Annotated in this window: 14 protein-coding genes; 11 read left to right on the top strand and 3 right to left on the bottom strand. The window is 41.7% G+C overall.

What is annotated here, in order from left to right:
* Positions 1 to 24 precede the first annotated feature (24 nt).
* Positions 25 to 1,176 (top strand): M20 family metallopeptidase, encoded by a 1,152-nt coding sequence (locus MKY45_RS21785; RefSeq protein ID WP_212929254.1) that lies wholly within the window; start codon positions 25 to 27, stop codon positions 1,174 to 1,176.
* A gap of 105 nt (positions 1,177 to 1,281) precedes the next feature.
* The gene (locus tag MKY45_RS21780) at positions 1,282 to 2,721 is read left to right on the top strand and encodes a YfcC family protein (protein WP_042529056.1); all 1,440 of its coding nucleotides are present in this window, start codon (positions 1,282 to 1,284) and stop codon (positions 2,719 to 2,721) included.
* A 56-nt stretch (positions 2,722 to 2,777) separates the two neighbouring features.
* Here the strand turns inward: MKY45_RS21780 and MKY45_RS21775 are convergent, their stop codons facing one another.
* Positions 2,778 to 3,665 carry a fructose bisphosphate aldolase gene (locus MKY45_RS21775; RefSeq protein WP_332094073.1) on the bottom strand — a complete coding sequence of 296 codons (888 nt, stop codon included), beginning with the start codon at positions 3,663 to 3,665 and terminating at the stop codon, positions 2,778 to 2,780.
* 245 nt (positions 3,666 to 3,910) lie between these two features.
* On the opposite strand from MKY45_RS21775, the gene MKY45_RS21770 reads away from it, so the two are divergent.
* The 6 genes from MKY45_RS21770 (at position 3,911) to MKY45_RS21745 (ending at position 10,914) form a co-directional block, all read left to right on the top strand.
* Positions 3,911 to 4,300, top strand: coding sequence for an RDD family protein (locus tag MKY45_RS21770; protein WP_042529060.1), 390 nt, complete (start codon positions 3,911 to 3,913; stop codon positions 4,298 to 4,300).
* A gap of 258 nt (positions 4,301 to 4,558) precedes the next feature.
* Positions 4,559 to 6,100: a solute symporter family protein gene (locus MKY45_RS21765; RefSeq protein ID WP_289584490.1), complete on the top strand. Its 1,542-nt coding sequence runs from the start codon at positions 4,559 to 4,561 to the stop codon at positions 6,098 to 6,100.
* Positions 6,097 to 7,857: a LytS/YhcK type 5TM receptor domain-containing protein gene (locus MKY45_RS21760; protein ID WP_193064467.1), complete on the top strand. Its 1,761-nt coding sequence runs from the start codon at positions 6,097 to 6,099 to the stop codon at positions 7,855 to 7,857. Before MKY45_RS21765 ends, MKY45_RS21760 begins: the two co-directional genes overlap by 4 nt.
* Complete coding sequence (locus MKY45_RS21755; protein ID WP_332094075.1) at positions 7,854 to 8,609, top strand: LytR/AlgR family response regulator transcription factor; 756 nt, start codon at positions 7,854 to 7,856, stop codon at positions 8,607 to 8,609. Before MKY45_RS21760 ends, MKY45_RS21755 begins: the two co-directional genes overlap by 4 nt.
* Positions 8,610 to 9,025: 416 nt before the next feature.
* Positions 9,026 to 9,373 (top strand): DUF485 domain-containing protein, encoded by a 348-nt coding sequence (locus tag MKY45_RS21750; protein WP_042535655.1) that lies wholly within the window; start codon positions 9,026 to 9,028, stop codon positions 9,371 to 9,373.
* Positions 9,370 to 10,914: a solute symporter family protein gene (locus MKY45_RS21745; protein ID WP_193064468.1), complete on the top strand. Its 1,545-nt coding sequence runs from the start codon at positions 9,370 to 9,372 to the stop codon at positions 10,912 to 10,914. The genes MKY45_RS21750 and MKY45_RS21745 overlap by 4 nt, the downstream gene beginning before the upstream one ends.
* A 131-nt stretch (positions 10,915 to 11,045) precedes the next feature.
* Here MKY45_RS21745 and MKY45_RS21740 read toward each other — a convergent pair whose 3' ends face one another.
* Together MKY45_RS21740 and MKY45_RS21735 are read right to left on the bottom strand one after the other, a co-directional pair.
* On the bottom strand, positions 11,046 to 12,419 hold the full coding sequence (locus MKY45_RS21740) for a sensor histidine kinase (protein WP_193064469.1): 1,374 nt from the start codon (positions 12,417 to 12,419) through the stop codon (positions 11,046 to 11,048).
* A gap of 58 nt (positions 12,420 to 12,477) precedes the next feature.
* Positions 12,478 to 13,188, bottom strand: a complete 711-nt coding sequence (locus MKY45_RS21735; protein ID WP_341173393.1) for a response regulator transcription factor — start codon at positions 13,186 to 13,188, stop codon at positions 12,478 to 12,480.
* A gap of 211 nt (positions 13,189 to 13,399) precedes the next feature.
* On the opposite strand from MKY45_RS21735, the gene MKY45_RS21730 reads away from it, so the two are divergent.
* The 3 genes from MKY45_RS21730 to MKY45_RS21720 are packed head-to-tail and all read left to right on the top strand — an operon-like array spanning position 13,400 to position 16,371.
* On the top strand, positions 13,400 to 14,167 hold the full coding sequence (locus MKY45_RS21730; RefSeq protein WP_341173392.1) for an ABC transporter ATP-binding protein: 768 nt from the start codon (positions 13,400 to 13,402) through the stop codon (positions 14,165 to 14,167).
* Positions 14,124 to 16,013 (top strand): ABC transporter permease, encoded by a 1,890-nt coding sequence (locus MKY45_RS21725; protein WP_341173391.1) that lies wholly within the window; start codon positions 14,124 to 14,126, stop codon positions 16,011 to 16,013. Before MKY45_RS21730 ends, MKY45_RS21725 begins: the two co-directional genes overlap by 44 nt.
* 1 nt (position 16,014) lies before the next feature.
* On the top strand, positions 16,015 to 16,371 hold the full coding sequence (locus MKY45_RS21720) for a YxeA family protein (protein ID WP_193064471.1): 357 nt from the start codon (positions 16,015 to 16,017) through the stop codon (positions 16,369 to 16,371).
* The last annotated feature ends 201 nt before the right edge of the window (positions 16,372 to 16,572 follow it).

The following is a 16,572-nucleotide window of genomic DNA, read 5'->3' as shown; positions in this document are numbered from 1 at the left end:
CAGTATGAGGAGGTTTATCAGCAAATGTCATTAGAGAAAAACTATGAAGCTATCCAAGAAGAGCTGAATCAAATCAGCAATCAATTATATGAGAATCCAGAGCTGGGAGATCAAGAATTTGAATCGATGAAGTTACTGGTTAATTATTTAAAGACGTATGATTTTGAAGTAGAGACAGGCATTGTTGATCGCCCGACTGCTTTTCGCGCAGAGTATACAAGCAGTAAGCCGGGGCCGACCGTTGCTTACTTGGCAGAGTATGATGCGCTGCCTGGCATCGGACATGGCTGCGGGCATAATTTAATTGCTGCGTTTGCTGTAGGAGCTGGTGTCATACTACGTCAGCATATAGAAGAAATTGGCGGGAAGGTCGTTGTCTTAGGCACGCCTGCAGAGGAAACAAGCGGTGCAAAAGTGCCGATGAGCGAGCAGGGGACGTTTGAAGATATTGATGTCGCGATGATGGTGCATGGCGCCGATGTATCCTCTGAAAGCGGTCCGATGCTGGCCATGGATGCCCTTCAGTTTGATTTTACAGGAAAAGCAGCCCATGCAGCGGCATCCCCGGAGCAGGGAATCAATGCTCTTGATGCTGTGATTCAATTATTTAATGGGATAAACGCGCTTCGGGAGCATGTGCCGGATGATGTGCGAATCCATGGCATTATCACGAAAGGCGGAGAAGCAGCAGGCATCGTACCTGCAGAAGCTACAGCACAATTTTATATCCGTGCCAATGAACGGAAGCTGGTGGATGAGCTTGGAGAGAAGGTAAGAAATATTGCGGAAGGAGCTTGCTTGATGACAGGCGCTTCGGTAGAGATTTCCAACTATGAGCTAAGCTACGATAATATGATTACAAACCAAGCGCTGTCAGACACATTTACGAAGCATATGAAGTCGTATAGTGTGAATCCTGTATATCCGGCTGTTCCGGCGACAGGGTCAGCAGATATGGGGAATGTCAGTCAGGTTGTTCCATCGATCCATCCGTTTGCCGGTTTAAATGAGCCGGGTCTTGTTTTTCATACGAAGGAGTTTGCAGAAAAAACAATCACGCCAGATGGGGAAGCAGCAATTCATGATGCAGTACTGGCTTTGGCACATACTGGGTATGATATTATAGTCAACAAAGATTTACTACATGCGATTAAACAAGAATTTGAAAATCGGTAAGGGTAGAATGAGGTAAGGTCTCATTGTAACAGGTAGTTTATTTCTTTAACAAAGTAGTAAACTGCCTGTTTTTTATTTTAAAAACAGGCAAAAGGAGAGGTTACTATGAGCGGAAATGTAAATACGGCGGAGGAGAACTCTCAGAAGCAGAAGAAAAAATGGGAATTTCCGCATGTTTTTGCTCTCATGTTTGGGCTGATTATTATTACAGCGGTAATGACATACTTTATTCCAGCTGGAGAATACGAACGGGAAACAACTGTCGTCAATGGGACTGAAAGAACGGTTGTTATTAATGACACATATCATGAAGCAGAAGGAAGCCCGACTGGATTCTTTGAAGTCTTTCAAACGGTACATAAAGGAATGACGCAAAGCGCAGACATTATTTTCTTTATTTTTATTGTGGGCGGTGCTTTTGGTATTTTAAATGCAACGAAAGCAATCGAAACAGGGCTCGCCAATCTATCAATGAAGATGGCGGATAAAGAAATATATCTGATTCCTGTTATCATGACGCTATTTGCTTTGGGCGGCGGGACGTTTGGGATGTCAGAAGAAACGATTCCATTTATTATGATTTTAGTTCCGTTAGCAATGAAATTAGGCTTTGATTCTTTAACTGGAGCGGCTATGGTTATTATCGGCTCTGGCGCAGGTTTTACAGCATCCTTTATGAATCCATTTACAGTCGGGGTAGCACAAGGGATTGCCGAGCTGCCGACATTCTCTGGCATGGGGATACGCTTTGCTATGTGGATTATTTTTGTTGCATTTAGTATAGCTTTTGTTATGATTTATGCGAAAAAAGTAAAGAAAAATCCAGAGAAAAGCTTAATGTACAAGATTGATAAACAAAGAAATTTGGATGATTCTTTAGATGGACAATATAAAAAACTGACAGGCAGACAAGCTGTTATTATTGGATTATTAGTAGCAACGATTATTATTTTGGCTATCGGAGTAATTTATTTTGACTGGTTTATTCTGGAGATTGCTTCGCTGTTCTTAATTATGGGAGTGATTGCCGGTTTTGTCGGCAAGCTGCGTGTGAATCAAATCGCCGAATCCTTTATCAACGGCTGTAAAGAGCTGATTGTCGGAGCGTTAGTTGTCGGTTTTGCTTACGGGATTTTAGTTGTTTTAGAGGAAAGTAATACGATTGATACGATTCTATTTGCGGCATCCAATCTGGTAAGCCAGCTTCCTACGGCTTTTTCTGCGATAGGGATGTATGTATTCCAGAGTATTCTAAACTTCTTAGTGCCATCAGGGAGCGGACAGGCTGCTTTAACCATGCCGATTATGACACCATTATCCGACCTTACCGGGGTAAGCAGACAGACTGCGGTAATGGCCTTCCAATTGGGGGATGGGATATCCAACTCGATTACGCCTACATCGGGAGTATTGATGGCTTCCTTGGCAATTGCTAAAATTCCATGGACTACTTGGTTCCGCTGGATTATTCCATGGGTCCTCCTATCCTATCTTGCCGGCGGGATTATTCTTACCATCGTGCATATGTTTATTTGGACGAGTTAATAAAAAAGGCTATGAGCAGTTAACTAAAATGTCTGCTCATAACCTTTTTTTAATTCTTAAGAAATAGAAGCTTCATAGATAGAATCAACCGCTTTTTTCAATGCTGCATCAAATTCTTCTTGAGATTGATTTGCGTTTAGATCCTGACTTAATGCTCTGGAGAAGCTGGCAATAAGTCCTTTATTGTCTTTTAGCTTCGCATTTGCATCATCTGTAGAATAACCGCCAGATAATGCAACAACCCGGACAACATTCGGGTGATCAATTAATTCTCTATATAAATTATTCTGTGTTGGAATGGATAACTTAAGCATAACCAACTGATCCGAATCAAGCTGGTTTAAATGCTCTAAAATCTCTGCTTTTAAAATTTCTTCGCTGTCTTCTTTAGAAGGACTGTGAATGTCTACTTCCGGTTCAATAATCGGTACCAGTCCGGCAGCAATGATTTGTTTTCCAATTTCAAATTGCTGGTCGACCACTTTTTTAATACCTTCCCGGTTATCCTCTTTAATCACAGAGCGCATTTTTGTACCAAAAATATGACGATCGTTGGCACGCTTTAATGTTTCTTGTAAATTATCGATTGGCTTCATCAGCTGAACGCCGTCTGCTTCTTCTGCAAGGCCTTTGTCGACTTTTAAGAATGGGACAATTCCTTTTTCCTCAGCGAGATAATCGCCGGTGTACTTTCCTTCGATTTTACGGTCCATCGTTTGTTCAAAAAGAATCGCGCCAATAATTTGATCGGCATTAAAGGAAGGTGATGTAATAATTCTTGTCCGCATTTCGTGAACCAGGTCAAACATTTCATCTTCGCCCTGATAGGCGTTTTCCGGGATTCCATAGGCAGCCAAAGCCTTTGGTGTACTTCCTCCACTTTGATCCAGTGCTGCTATAAATCCTTTGTCATTTTTCATTCTTTCTAATTGATTTTGCTGCATCACTTTCACTCCTTTTTTAGTTGAGCCAATAATCGGCTATTAAAAAATAGTCTGAAGTAACTCTCAACTTCTATTGTAGCACTAATTAATGATAGATTATAGTATTTTGCGTGAAAGGAAAGGCATAAGAAGGAGCTTTACGCTATCAAAAATAACATATATTTTTTCTTGAAGGCCAGCAATGGAGTTAAAAATAGACACCTTCCAAGTCTTTTAATAGGATAAAAAGAAAAGAGGTGGTTAAGATGCAGGCTATCACGAAAAAAAGGTTGAAAGCTTATCTAATTGATTTAACCGTATCCACAACAGTTACTTTGGCAACAGAGAGTCTATTGGAAAAGAAAATCAAGAGCCCGGTATTCTTTAATTTAGTCAACCCGACGCTGATTATGTGGTCATTGGAATACGCACAGTTAAAATGCGGCGGGCAGACGCTGGGCCACAGGGCAGCCGGGGTAAAGCTGGAGCGTACAGACGGCGGGGATTTAACTGGAAGTCAGATTATCAAACGGATGGCGTATCGTGATACGGTGGGCACATTCGGATATTGGAAGAATCGGGAAAAGTTTGAAGGAAAGGATGGCAGTCAATTTCCTTATGACCATTCGGCTGGAGTCAAGATGAAGGAAGTATAGTTATTTGAACAAAAAATATAGAGTGAAAGCCCGATAATAAAGCTTGAAATAAGCGGATATTATTGGGTTTTTATTTGAATAAAATACACGTTATCAGCCGATAAGCACACCTTTACTTCTCTTCTCGCATAATATACAATTTATAGTAAATGAAAAGATGAAATTTAAACAATTTTTACATATTTTGAAACGTTACCAATCAGGTTAGCAATAGAGTCATTCTGTGAAATAGCTACCTTGAAAATGGAAGGTGAATCTATGAACATTACCTATCTGCTCTTCTTTCTCTGCATTGTTATTTGCACCCTGATTATTACCTATTGGGCGGCGAGGCAAAGCAAAACGACCAATCAGTTCTATATTGCTGCCGGCAGTTTAACAGGGACGCAAAACGGGATGGCGATTGCAGGAGATTATATCAGTGCTGCTTCCTTTTTGGGTATTGTCGGAACGATTGCGATTAACGGCTTTGATGGCTTTTTGTATGCGATTGGTTTTTTAGTTTCCTATTTAATTGTTTTATTTTTTATTGCGGAGCCGGTACATCGTTTGGGAAAGTATTCATTAGGAGATGTTATTTGCGCACGTTTTCCAAGCTATAAAATGCGGGGGATTATGGCTGTCGGAGCTTTAATTATCTCCATCTTTTATATGATTCCGCAATTAGTGGCCGCCGGGCTGTTGATTCGATTATTGTTAGATATTAATTATTCCGCTTCCGTTCTGATCATCGGAATATTAATGACGATTTATGTTGTTTTCGGTGGAATGTTCGCTACTTCCTGGGTACAAATTGTTAAAACAGTGCTGCTTTTGTCCGGTACATTTTTGTTGGCACTGATTGTATTTTCGCGATTTAACTGGAGTATCCGGAATCTTTTAGAGCAGGTTACACTTGGATCGCCCTTAGGAGATCAATTTTCATTGCCGGGGCATTTATTTAACAATCCATTGGAAACGCTTTCCTTACATCTTGCGTTAATACTGGGCACTGCCGGGCTTCCGCATATTTTAATCCGCTTATTTACTGTCAGAAATACCGTAGAAGTGCGGAAATCTCTTTTAACGGCAAGCTGGATTATTGGTGCATTTTATTTAATTGCACTCGTTTTAGGTCTTGGCGCTGTTGCTTTGGTAGGGTTTGAAGAATTGGTGCTACTCGATCCATTTGGAAATTTAGCTGCGCCATTATTAGCGGAGAGCTTAGGCGGAGATTTTTTAATGGCGTTTATCGCAGCCATTGCGTTTACTACAATTGTTGCTGTGGTAGCTGGTTTGGTTATCTCTGCGACGACTGCGTTCTCTCATGATATTTATTTCCATATCTTAAAAAGAGGAAACACTTCGGAAAAGAAACGTCTACGTGCTGCGCGCTGGACCGCATTTTTTATCGGTCTGCTGTCTACACTGCTTGCACTTGGATTGCGGAATATGAATGTAACGTTTTTGGTTTCGTTAACATTTATCGTGGCAGCTTCCAGCAATCTGCCCGTCCTTTTATTCACGATTTACTGGCGGCGCTTCAATCAAACAGGAGCAATCTCGGGGATGCTCTCAGGGCTGACTGTGTCTCTGATACTCTTATTCTTAGGTCCGCATGTGATGAATCCGGATGGCGGATGGATAGCTGCTGAGGCTGTTGTCCCTCTTTATAATCCAGGGATTATTGCGATTCCTGCCGGATTTTTAGGGGCGTATTTGGGAGCTGTTTTATCACGGAATAAGGAAAATACCGTTCCATTTGCATCCTTCTACCTGCAGGCCCAAACCGGGATAGAAGGAAGGAGAAATCGTTCATGATGGATTTGACAATGGTTTTATTCGAACGTTTAGGTCTTTTGTTGGTCATTGCCTTTGTTCTTACACGCATTCCGGGCTTCCGGTCGCTGCTTTACCGCGAATTCAGTTTTAAAATGGCAGGAATTCATGCGTGTGTGTTTGGTATTTTTGGAATTGCCGGAACATTAACAGGTGTCGTTATCGGCAGTGACTTTACGGTAACGCATGCTTTTGTCTGGGAAGTGGAAGCAGACCAGATGGTGGTAAGCTCCAGCTTAGTTGCCATTGTCATGGCGGGGCTGCTAGGGGGCCCGGCGGTTGGTCTGGGAGCAGGAATTATTGCTGGTACGCATTTGTTTTTCCTGGGCGGGATTGGTTTTATGGCTAATAGTCTTGTAAATCCGCTGACCGGTCTGCTTGCTGGATTTACCGCACGGTTTTTCTCGCAGGAGCGTGTTATATCACCGATAAAAGCTTTGTTCATTGGAATATTTCCTCCAATTTTATTGATGCATTTATTGCTTATTTTTGATTCACAGGATCGAACCATGGTAGAGCTGATCAACACGATTGGTTTACCGGTGGTTTTATCCAACAGTATAGCCATTGCTATTTTTACAGCAATGATTGCAATTGTCCTCAGAGAGCAGGAAAATGAAGCTGCCTTTGCAACGAGGCAGGCATTAACGATTGCGGAGGAGGCGTTGCCTTTTTTAAAAGAAGAATCCTTTCAGAAGAAGGCAGAAGGGATTGCTGATTTATTTTATGCGCGTTTGAAATTAGCTGCTGTTACCGTAACAAATGATAAAGAAGTAATGGCGCATAAAGGGCTCGGAGGCGATCATCATCGAATTGGAAATCCGTTAATCACTCAAATTTCACATCAAGCCTTAGAATCCAAAGAGATATTGGTCGCTTATTCCCAAGCAGAAATTCAATGTACGCATAAAAAATGCCCATTAGAGGCTGTGATTATTATTCCAATCTGGGAAGCACAGCAAACGATTGGGCTGATCAAATTATATTTTCGCAAACCCCAGCATATCCGTCCGGTCGAGCTAATGCTGGCGGAGGGTCTCGGTCAATTGATTGCTAATCAATTAAAAACAATCAAAGCAGAACGTCTTGAACTGCATACACGTGATGCAGAATTAAGCAATTTGCAAGCACAAATCAATCCGCATTTTCTATTTAATACCCTGCATATGATAGCTGCCTTATTTCGCAAGGAACCTGAAAAAGCACGGCATATTACAGTGCAATTGGCACATTTTATGCGCTTTAACTTAAAGCTTGTATCAACACAGCTTGTCCCATTGGAAAAGGAAACAGAGCATGTAAAAGCGTATATCGAGATTATCCAGACCCGTTTTACAGGGAGGATGCAAATCCATTTTATACAGCCGGAGGAAATGTCACATCTGCTGATTCCGCCGTCATCGATTCAGCCGCTTGTTGAAAATAGTGTCAGACATGGATTAGAACATGTTTCCGAGGGGGGAAGAGTGGATGTGAAGATGGAGCAGGTCGGCAAATGGATAAAAATAAGTGTCCAGGATAATGGTCAAGGGTTTCCAGATTCAATTTTACTGCAGGCAGGAGAGAAAGTGCTGACAGGGAAGCCGCATGGCGGAACGGGTTTGTATAATGTGAATCAGCGTTTAATCAATCTGCTTGGGGAAGAATCGAGGCTGCATGTGCGGAATTTACCTGGTGGTGGGAGTGAGGTCCATTTTACCATTCCAGCCGTGAACACTAGAAAGGAAGATGATTTATGATGAAAATTCATACGATGATTGCGGAAGATGAGCAATTGGCACGGGAAGAATTGATTTATTTATTGGAAAAGGAAAAAGACGTCAAGCTTCTGCCGAGTGCCGAGACAGGAAAACAGCTGGTTGAATTGTATAAGGAGTATGAACCGGATGTTATTTTTCTGGATGTGCATATGCCAGGCATGCGCGGTGTAGCTGCAGCCAAGAAAATAATGGAGCTTGCCTACATCAGAGCGCCGTTATTTATTTTTACTACGGCATACGAGGATTATGCTGTGGAAGCATTTGAAATAGAGGCAGTAGATTATATGCTGAAGCCATATGATACAGAAAGGTTTCAAATGGCGATGAACCGGCTCCGCAAACGCATGCAGCAATTGAAAAGCAAAGAGGAGGGACCGTCCAACCAAGGGATGACTTCCTCAGCAAAGCTTTTGATCGACAATGATGACCGGACGATTGTTCTGTCTCCGGATGCGATTTATTATGCTATGCCGCATAATCGGGTGTTGGAAATTCATACAGAGGACAAGGTAATTTACAGCAGAATGTCATTGCAGGAGCTGGAAAAGAAACTGCAAGGTCATGCTTTTTTTAGAACGCACCGCAGTTATCTGGTTAATTTAAATCATATTCAGGAAATTACACCATGGTTTAATGGCGCTAGCAATATCACATTACGTGATAAAAAGCAGACAACGATTCCCGTCAGCCGGACTGCAAGAAAGCATCTGTTTGAGTTATTTGGCAGCTAGGAAAGGAAAGACTTTCCTGGCTGTATAAGTGTAGCTAAGGTTTTTTTGAAATGAACCATTCATCACAAGATTCCAACCATTCAATCATTTATTTAAACCGTTGAAGCAAATATACATACGCACATAAGCATCTTCCTTTATAATTTAGAAAGCGTTTACAAAAAGGGATTAAAAAGGATTGAAGGAGGAATGCCAGTCCAAGGAGACAATTGCAGCTGCTGAAGGGATATGAAGAAAAAGGCAGAGAAGCGGTAATTGATTCAGATAGAAAGAAGCTGGTTAACGACTTAAAGGTGATAAAAGGTTTTTTGGCAGTTAAGAAAGTGTATACTTCCTGCATAAGTGCAACTAAGTTTTCTTTAACAGAGGGGGAGCGGTCAGAAAACCTTTTTTTCCGATTTTCGAGGAGGATGCAGATGGGTGCAGAAAAAGAATATAAGCAGAACCCTGCAAAAGAGATTGACTACGTGCAAGTAACAGAAAGCAAGTCTTTTAAAAAGCTGATGCACGATCGAAAAAAATTTATTGTGCCATTAACAATCTTTTTCCTGGTATTTTATTTCTTACTTCCGGTTTTGACTTCGTATACCACATTTTTAAATACGCCGGCGATTGGCGATATTTCTTGGGTGTGGCTGTTTGCATTAGCCCAATTTATCATGACATGGGTATTATGTACGGTTTATGTAAAAAAAGCAGCTGTTTTTGATAAACAGGCAGATGAAATTATAAAAGAAATGGAAGAAGGAGGGGAAGGACGATGAGTGCGACGGTTGTTATCCTCTTCTTGGCAATTGTTATATTAACACTTGTGATCACGTTCTTTGCTGCAAGAAAGACGCAGACAGCAGGAGATTTTTATACTGCCGGCGGAGGACTTACAGGAATGCAGAATGGACTGGCGATTGCCGGTGATTATTTATCTGCAGCCTCTTTTTTAGGGATTGCAGGTGCTATTGCTTTATATGGATTTGATGGATTTTTCTACAGCATCGGGTTTTTGATTGCATATTTAGTGGTTCTCTTCCTTGTAGCCGAACCGCTGCGTAACCTCGGCAAGTTTACACTGGCTGATATGATTAATTCCCGTTTTGACGCCAGTAAGGTTCGGGGAGCAGCGGCGCTGAATACGATAACAATCAGCACCTTTTATATGATAGCCCAGCTTGTAGGAGCTGGAGCTTTGATTCAGCTATTATTTGGTATTCCATATTGGGCGGCAGTACTGATTGTTGGTGTGATGATGACGATTTACGTTTTATTCGGCGGGATGATTGCTACAAGCTGGGTACAAATTGTCAAAGCAGTTCTGCTGATGGCCGGGATGGTCGTTATGACGTTTCTTGTCCTGTTAAAATTTAATTTTAATATCGGGCAAATGTTTACGGATGTGAAGTCTGTAACAGCGCATGGAGAAGCATACTTAATGCCGGGATTGCAATATACAGAACCGCTCAGTACGATATCGCTTATGCTGGCGTTAGTACTTGGAACTGCGGGGCTGCCTCATATTTTAATGCGGTTTTTTACTGTGCGGGATGCGCCGACGGCTAGAAGCTCTGTTGTTATCGCAACATGGGTTATCGGCATCTTCTATGTGTTGACATTATTCTTAGGCTTCGGAGCAGCAGCATTCGTTGGATATGAAAACATATTAGCTGCAAATCCGGGAGGAAATATGGCTGCCCCATTGCTTGCTCAAGTGATTGGAGGGGACATCCTGTTTGCCTTTATCTCAGCAGTTGCATTCGCAACGATTTTAGCGGTAGTAGCTGGACTTGTTCTTTCAGGAGCTTCCGCATTTGCACATGATTTATACGGACAGATTATTAAAAAGGGAAAGGCAACAGAAAGAGAGCAGGTGAGAGCCGCCCGTTACGCATCCTTGGCTGTATCTGTTCTGTCCATTGTTTTAGCTCTATTTGCTCAATATTTAAATGTGGCTTTTCTTGTCTCGCTTGCCTTTTGTATTGCGGCCAGTGCCAATCTACCGGTTATTTTGTACACCATCTATTGGAAACGATTCAATACGGCAGGAGCAGTGACGGCCATGCTGACGGGGTTATTCTCTGCATTAATCCTTGTGTCCATTAGTCCCAGCGTATTTTCACCGGTAGAAGGGGCGGCCTTATTTGTAGGAGAGCCTATCTTCCCGCTGACGAATCCGGCACTTGTTTCGGTTCCGCTCGGCTTCCTGGGTGGTTATCTAGGTACGATTCTATCGAAGGAGACGGATATGAAGCGTTATGCAGAAGTGAAAGTGAAAGCAAATACGGGATATAAGCGCAGCGGTGTAAGCCACTAAAGAGTGTAATAAAAATGCCTGCAGAAATTTTTCTGCAGGCATTATTTATGTGTTTCAAAAAAAGTAACCCATAAGTTGATTTATCGCTTTGATAGTTAACAATAACTCCATTGAACTGCTCTATGATAAAGCTATTGCATCCGAATCTTAAACATCGTCCCTTTCCCAACTTCACTCTTCATTTCCACCATGCCGCCGTGCGCCTGAATGATATCTCTTGAAATAGCCAGACCCAGACCGGTTCCGCGTGAAGTCGTATTCGTGCCGCGGTAATAACGATCAAAAATTTGTGCCTGTTCTTCTTTCTTGATCCCTTTCCCATCATCGCGGATGATAATACCGTCTTCTTGTACTTCTACGGTTACTTTGACGTTCTCATCATTATGAATCAAGGCATTGAAAATAAAGTTAAGTATAGCTCTTTTCATTAAATGCTGATCGATATTCCAAATTAACTCGGGTGCGTAGCTGCTAAAGTCAATGTCACGTGTTTGGAATTGCGGGTCATTTAGTAAATCAATAATCATTTTTCGGACAAAGCCTTCTACCCGGATTTCCTGAAGATTCAATGTCATTTCCTGGTTTCTTAGCCGCATCGTTAAATTAAAATCATCCAGCAGCTCTTTCATATAGAGTGATTGCCGTTCAATGACTTCGGCATATTCTAAGCGTTCTTCTGCAGAGATATCCTCATTGCTTAGCAGCTCCGCATAACCTCGGATGGATGCGAGCGGTGTTTTAATATCATGTGAAACGTTGCTGATCCATTCATTACGCATCTGTTCCAGTTTTTGCCGTTCGTTTTCATGAGCCTGCAAGGTTTCAGATACATCGTTTAAGTTGGAGAAAACGCGTTTAAATACCCCTGGACGCTTCATTTTCTTCGGTTCAAACTTTCTTTCCTTCAGCTCGCTGATTCGTTCTATGATGCGCGAGACTGGTTTGGTCAGCACGGTACTGAATAGAAATCCGACAATAAAGGCGATAATTAAATCGACTATAATAATCGCACCTAGGAATTGGGAAGCGTATGTCAGAAACTGTTGCGGGTCAGCCATAATAATGGTCCGTTGCTGCTTGGAATCCGGAACACCAATAATATAACTGAAGCCCTCATATTCTCCGATAAAGTAGGTATTCAAATCATCATCCATATATTTATATTTATGAACTAAATCAATCGGTGTATAGTGTGTAGCCGCATTATCTGGTGCGAATTCATCGGATAACACATTTCCATTTTCGTCTAATATTTGCAGCCAGGCTCCAAATCGGGTCAGTGCATCCTTTCCTTCTTCGGATACAACAGGTTCGCCGTCTTCCATAGACAAATAGTAAAAGAAGGAACGGGTAAAGTTTTCTCCTGTATCATGAATGATATCTTCTGGATCCTCATTGTGCTGAGACAATATCAACGCAAGCAGAATAACGGTATTCACAATGCTGACGATAAAAACAATACTGAGAATGGAAATAAGGTAGCGAATGGTGAGTTTCCATTTCATGGTGCACTTTCTCCTTTATCAAATAAAAATCTCTTCATCATGTAAACATAGAAGCAGTTTATGGGTTAAAACGATAGCCGAGTCCTTTTACCGTAACAATGTAGGCGGGTTCTGAAGGATTTTCTTCAATTTTCTCCCGCAGTCTGCGGATATGCACCATCAATGTATTATCTGCTCCGTAAAAGTCTTCGCCCCATACGGTTTCGAATAAGGTTTCCTTACTTAAAATATGCTTCGGGTTGCGCAGAAAGCACGCCATTAAGCCGACTTCCTTCGCCGTCAGCTCTAACACCCTGCCATCCTTGCTTATTTCTGTTTCATCCCCATTAATCGTAAATTCGCCAATATTTTTATCTGCTTGCGCTGGGGCGTGCGATCTGGAAGCTTCCATGGAATAGATACCTGCCCGGCGCAGCTGCGCTTTCACACGGTAAGCCATTTCTTTAGGACTGAAAGGCTTCGTAATATAATCATCTCCGCCAATAGCAAGTCCGAGTATTTTATCGATTTCATCTGATTTCGCGGACAAAAATAGAATTGGAATACGTGATATTTCACGGATTTTCCGGCATAAATCATAGCCTTCGCCGTCCGGAAGCATCACATCCAATATCGCCAAATCGGGCTCAAATTTAACAAATTGCTGCCATCCTTCCCGGATAGAGCCGGCTGTTGCAATTTCGGTCATCCCCTCTTTTTGCAGAGCTGTTTTCATTAATTGACATAAGTCCTGTTCGTCATCCACGATTAAAATTTTTGGCTTTTCCATGCTGTGTTCCCGCCTTTCTTATTTATATATAAAGTGAGCTTTTCTTTTATCATTTACTAAAAAGTTGAATTATTACTATCTTAACAGGAATTCGTCAACTATGAGTGAGATTTAAACATTTTGTAAGGTTAGATTGATGGCTGTTTAAGGATGGAGGTCTATAGTAAAAATATAGAACGTTCACAGGAAATATAAAAGAGGTGTAAAAATAATGGAGCATTTATTAAAAGTAAATGGAGTTGAAAAAATATATGGAAAAGGCGCTAATACATTTCAAGCGCTGAAAGACATTTCCTTTACCATCGATCATGGTGAATTTGTCGGGGTGATGGGACCGTCTGGAGCAGGAAAATCAACGCTTCTTAATGTACTGGCCACGATCGATGCCCCGACAAAAGGGGATATTTACGTAGAGGCAGACAATATTGCCAAGATGAAAGAGGATAAACTGGCAGATTTTCGCCGCGATCATTTAGGTTTTATTTTTCAGGATTATAATTTATTAGATTCCTTAACGGTAAAGGAAAATATTCTGCTGCCGTTAGCGATTGCGAAACAGCCGGCGAAGGAAATTGAAGAGAAGGTAAATGCTATTTCCCGTTCGTTTGGCATCGAGGATTTATTGGATAAATATCCGTACCAAATTTCTGGGGGGCAAAAGCAGCGTACTGCTTCCTGTCGTGCACTCGTCTCGAACCCGAAGCTTATTTTTGCGGATGAACCGACAGGAGCGCTTGATTCCAAGTCAGCTACCGATTTGCTGGAGAGCTTAAGCAATTTGAATGAAGCGCATGAAACAACGGTGATGATGGTAACACATGATGCTTATGCAGCAAGCTTTTGCAGACGTATTCTGTTTATAAGAGATGGAGGTCTGTCGCAGGAGCTTATTCGCGGCACGCATACACGAAAGGAATTCTTCCAGATGATTTTAGATGAATTGGCAGGAGCAGGCGGTGACGGGAATGACCTTATTTGATTTAGCATTAAAAAATATTCGCAGAAACATGAAGAGCTATGGATTATATATTGGTTCCACGATTTTCTCGATTATTATTTATTTTACCTTTGCCATGCTGAAGCATAGTGACGATATCAGCGGATTGGCAGAGACTTCGAAACAAATGCAGGCGGTGATGAGCGCTTCCGCATTTGTACTGATGATTTTTGTGGCTATATTTATTCTGTATTCCAATTCCTTTTTTATGAAAAAAAGGAAAAAAGAAGTTGCGCTTTATTCCTTATTAGGCGTACGTAAACGATCGATTGGTTTTTTACTATTCTTTGAAAATATCGTGATTGGACTGATTGCATTAGTTATCGGGGTGGGGTTAGGCTTCTTATTGTCGCAAGCCTTACTAGCTCTATTATTAAAATTAATGGGCTTATCATTATCTGTCGGTTTTGCGTTCTCCATGCAGGCAGTGATTGAGACAGTAGTGGTCTTCTTCCTGATCTTTTTAGTTACTTCTCTGCTCGGTTATCGGGTGATTTATAAATTTAAGCTCATTGATTTATTCCATGCGGAGAAAAAAGGGGAAGCACAGCCAAAAGCACGCATCCTTTCTGCGCTGATTGGTGTACTCGCTCTAGCTGGAGCCTATTGGCTGGCGCTTCAGGATTTAATGACCTCTTCCGCCTGGCGGATTTTCGGCTTAGCGATGCCGCTGATAATCATCGGTTTCACGATTTTAGGGTCTTATCTTTTATTTAACAGTGTGCTCGTTTATGTTTTAAATCTATTGAAAAAGAGTAAGAACTGGGCTTGGAAAGGGCTTAATCTGATGACCTCCTCCCAGCTTCTTTACCGGATTCGAGGGAATGCGAAAACATTAACGATTATTGCGACGTTGAGTGCGACAACGATTACGGCAGGCGGAGCAATATTCGGGACGTATTATAATACCGAAAAAAACGTAGAGCAATTTACACCTTTCTCCTTTATGTGGGAGGGAGGCGAACAGGACATCGATTCGGGCATAGTAGAAGATGCGGTCAGCTTTGAGGCGAAGGACATTACCGTAGAAGGGGAAGTATATGATCAGTCCTATTATGTCATTGACGAAGAAACGTTTATGAAGCTGACAGAAGCGCTCGGCTGGGATGTAGAAAATGTTGATTTAGCAAAAGATGAAGTCATCATGGCTGATCCCTTTTATGATGAACGATTGGAAGAGCAAGCAGAAACGATAGAAGTAGGCAATGACGTGAAAGCGGTGGATCAGTTTTTTGAACAACCGCTGTTTAATATTCAAACCCTGCCCGGAATAACTTTAGTAATGGATGATGCGTCATTTCAAGAGCTGGACGGCGAGGAAGGCACTTATCAGGCCGTGCAAACCGCTGATTATAAGGACCATTTAGAGCTTTCCAAAGAGCTGGAAGCAAAAACAGAGCATTTCTCCAGTGCTGTCCAAAGTTATCAGGATTCCATCGAATCATCGGGGGCGATGTTATTTGTCGGCAGCTTTTTGGGGCTGGTATTTTTAGTGGCTACAGGCAGCATTATCTTCTTTAAAATGATGACGGAAGCGGAAGAAGATAAGGGTAAATATACCGTTCTATATAAGATCGGCGTGTCTAAAAAAGAAATGAAAAAAACCGTCCGTTATCAAGTCGGTCTTATTTTCTTAGCACCGCTGGTATTAGGTCTGATGCATGGAGCTGTTGCTTTAATGGCGTTTTCTAATTTATTAGATATGAACTTATGGGAGCCGGTTATTATTTGGATGGCTGCCTATACATTGATTTATATTTTATATTACGTGGTTACGGTTCGGGGATTTAATAAAACAATCACCCAGACCGCCGCACAGGAGGGGTAAAATGAAGAAAATAATGGCTTTAGTAATTGGTGTTGTAGTTTTATTTGTTGCTGCAGTTGTAGTGTTGATGACGGTAGACTTTAATCGGACAGGGAAGGATAATGCTTACGTTCAAATCGACGAATCAGCATATACGGAAGAAGATAAGCTGGATAATGGTGAAGTAATGAAGACGTATTGGTATGAGCAGCCGGCTTATACAGAGGATGGGGAAGAAATTCAGGTTGAATTTTCCGCCCAGAAGGAATTGCGTCAGGGAGCATATCTGATGCTCTACGTGAATAAGGATAATGAAGTTTCTTCGTATGATGAAGTAAGTGAAGCGGAATTGCCGGATGAGGTGAAGGAAGCGTTGTAGTAAAAGTAAGCCATATAAGGTGCAGGATGCTGCATCTTATATGGTTTTTCTTATGAAGAATAATCAGGGAAAGTATGTCTATCCTTTTGAGAGGTGGATAAGAGTACGTAGAAGCAGCATTACATTCTATTGGTAAAGTTGAAAGATAGTGAAAGTACTTATCGAGAAGTAGCCTATACATTAAAAGAATGAACCGGTGGG

Origin of the sequence: Oceanobacillus sp. FSL K6-0251, from assembly GCF_038004725.1 — a bacterium.
GTDB classification, from domain to species: Bacteria; Bacillota; Bacilli; order Bacillales; family Amphibacillaceae; genus Oceanobacillus; species Oceanobacillus oncorhynchi.
This window is presented reverse-complemented; position numbering and strand designations above follow the sequence as displayed.

Bases quoted from the DNA above. Each gene is read 5' to 3' on its own strand.
- MKY45_RS21770 (WP_042529060.1), top strand. From the start codon at position 3,911: ATGCAGGCTATCACGAAAAAAAGGTTGAAAGCTTATCTAATTGATTTA.
- MKY45_RS21730 (WP_341173392.1), top strand. From the start codon at position 13,400: ATGGAGCATTTATTAAAAGTAAATGGAGTTGAAAAAATATATGGAAAA.
- MKY45_RS21755 (WP_332094075.1), top strand. From the start codon at position 7,854: ATGATGAAAATTCATACGATGATTGCGGAAGATGAGCAATTGGCACGG.
- MKY45_RS21750 (WP_042535655.1), top strand. From the start codon at position 9,026: ATGGGTGCAGAAAAAGAATATAAGCAGAACCCTGCAAAAGAGATTGAC.
- MKY45_RS21725 (WP_341173391.1), top strand. From the start codon at position 14,124: ATGAATTGGCAGGAGCAGGCGGTGACGGGAATGACCTTATTTGATTTA.
- MKY45_RS21720 (WP_193064471.1), top strand. From the start codon at position 16,015: ATGAAGAAAATAATGGCTTTAGTAATTGGTGTTGTAGTTTTATTTGTT.
- MKY45_RS21740 (WP_193064469.1), bottom strand. From the start codon at position 12,419: ATGAAATGGAAACTCACCATTCGCTACCTTATTTCCATTCTCAGTATT.
- MKY45_RS21745 (WP_193064468.1), top strand. From the start codon at position 9,370: ATGAGTGCGACGGTTGTTATCCTCTTCTTGGCAATTGTTATATTAACA.
- MKY45_RS21780 (WP_042529056.1), top strand. From the start codon at position 1,282: ATGAGCGGAAATGTAAATACGGCGGAGGAGAACTCTCAGAAGCAGAAG.
- MKY45_RS21775 (WP_332094073.1), bottom strand. From the start codon at position 3,665: ATGCAGCAAAATCAATTAGAAAGAATGAAAAATGACAAAGGATTTATA.
- MKY45_RS21765 (WP_289584490.1), top strand. From the start codon at position 4,559: ATGAACATTACCTATCTGCTCTTCTTTCTCTGCATTGTTATTTGCACC.
- MKY45_RS21735 (WP_341173393.1), bottom strand. From the start codon at position 13,188: ATGGAAAAGCCAAAAATTTTAATCGTGGATGACGAACAGGACTTATGT.
- MKY45_RS21760 (WP_193064467.1), top strand. From the start codon at position 6,097: ATGATGGATTTGACAATGGTTTTATTCGAACGTTTAGGTCTTTTGTTG.
- MKY45_RS21785 (WP_212929254.1), top strand. From the start codon at position 25: ATGTCATTAGAGAAAAACTATGAAGCTATCCAAGAAGAGCTGAATCAA.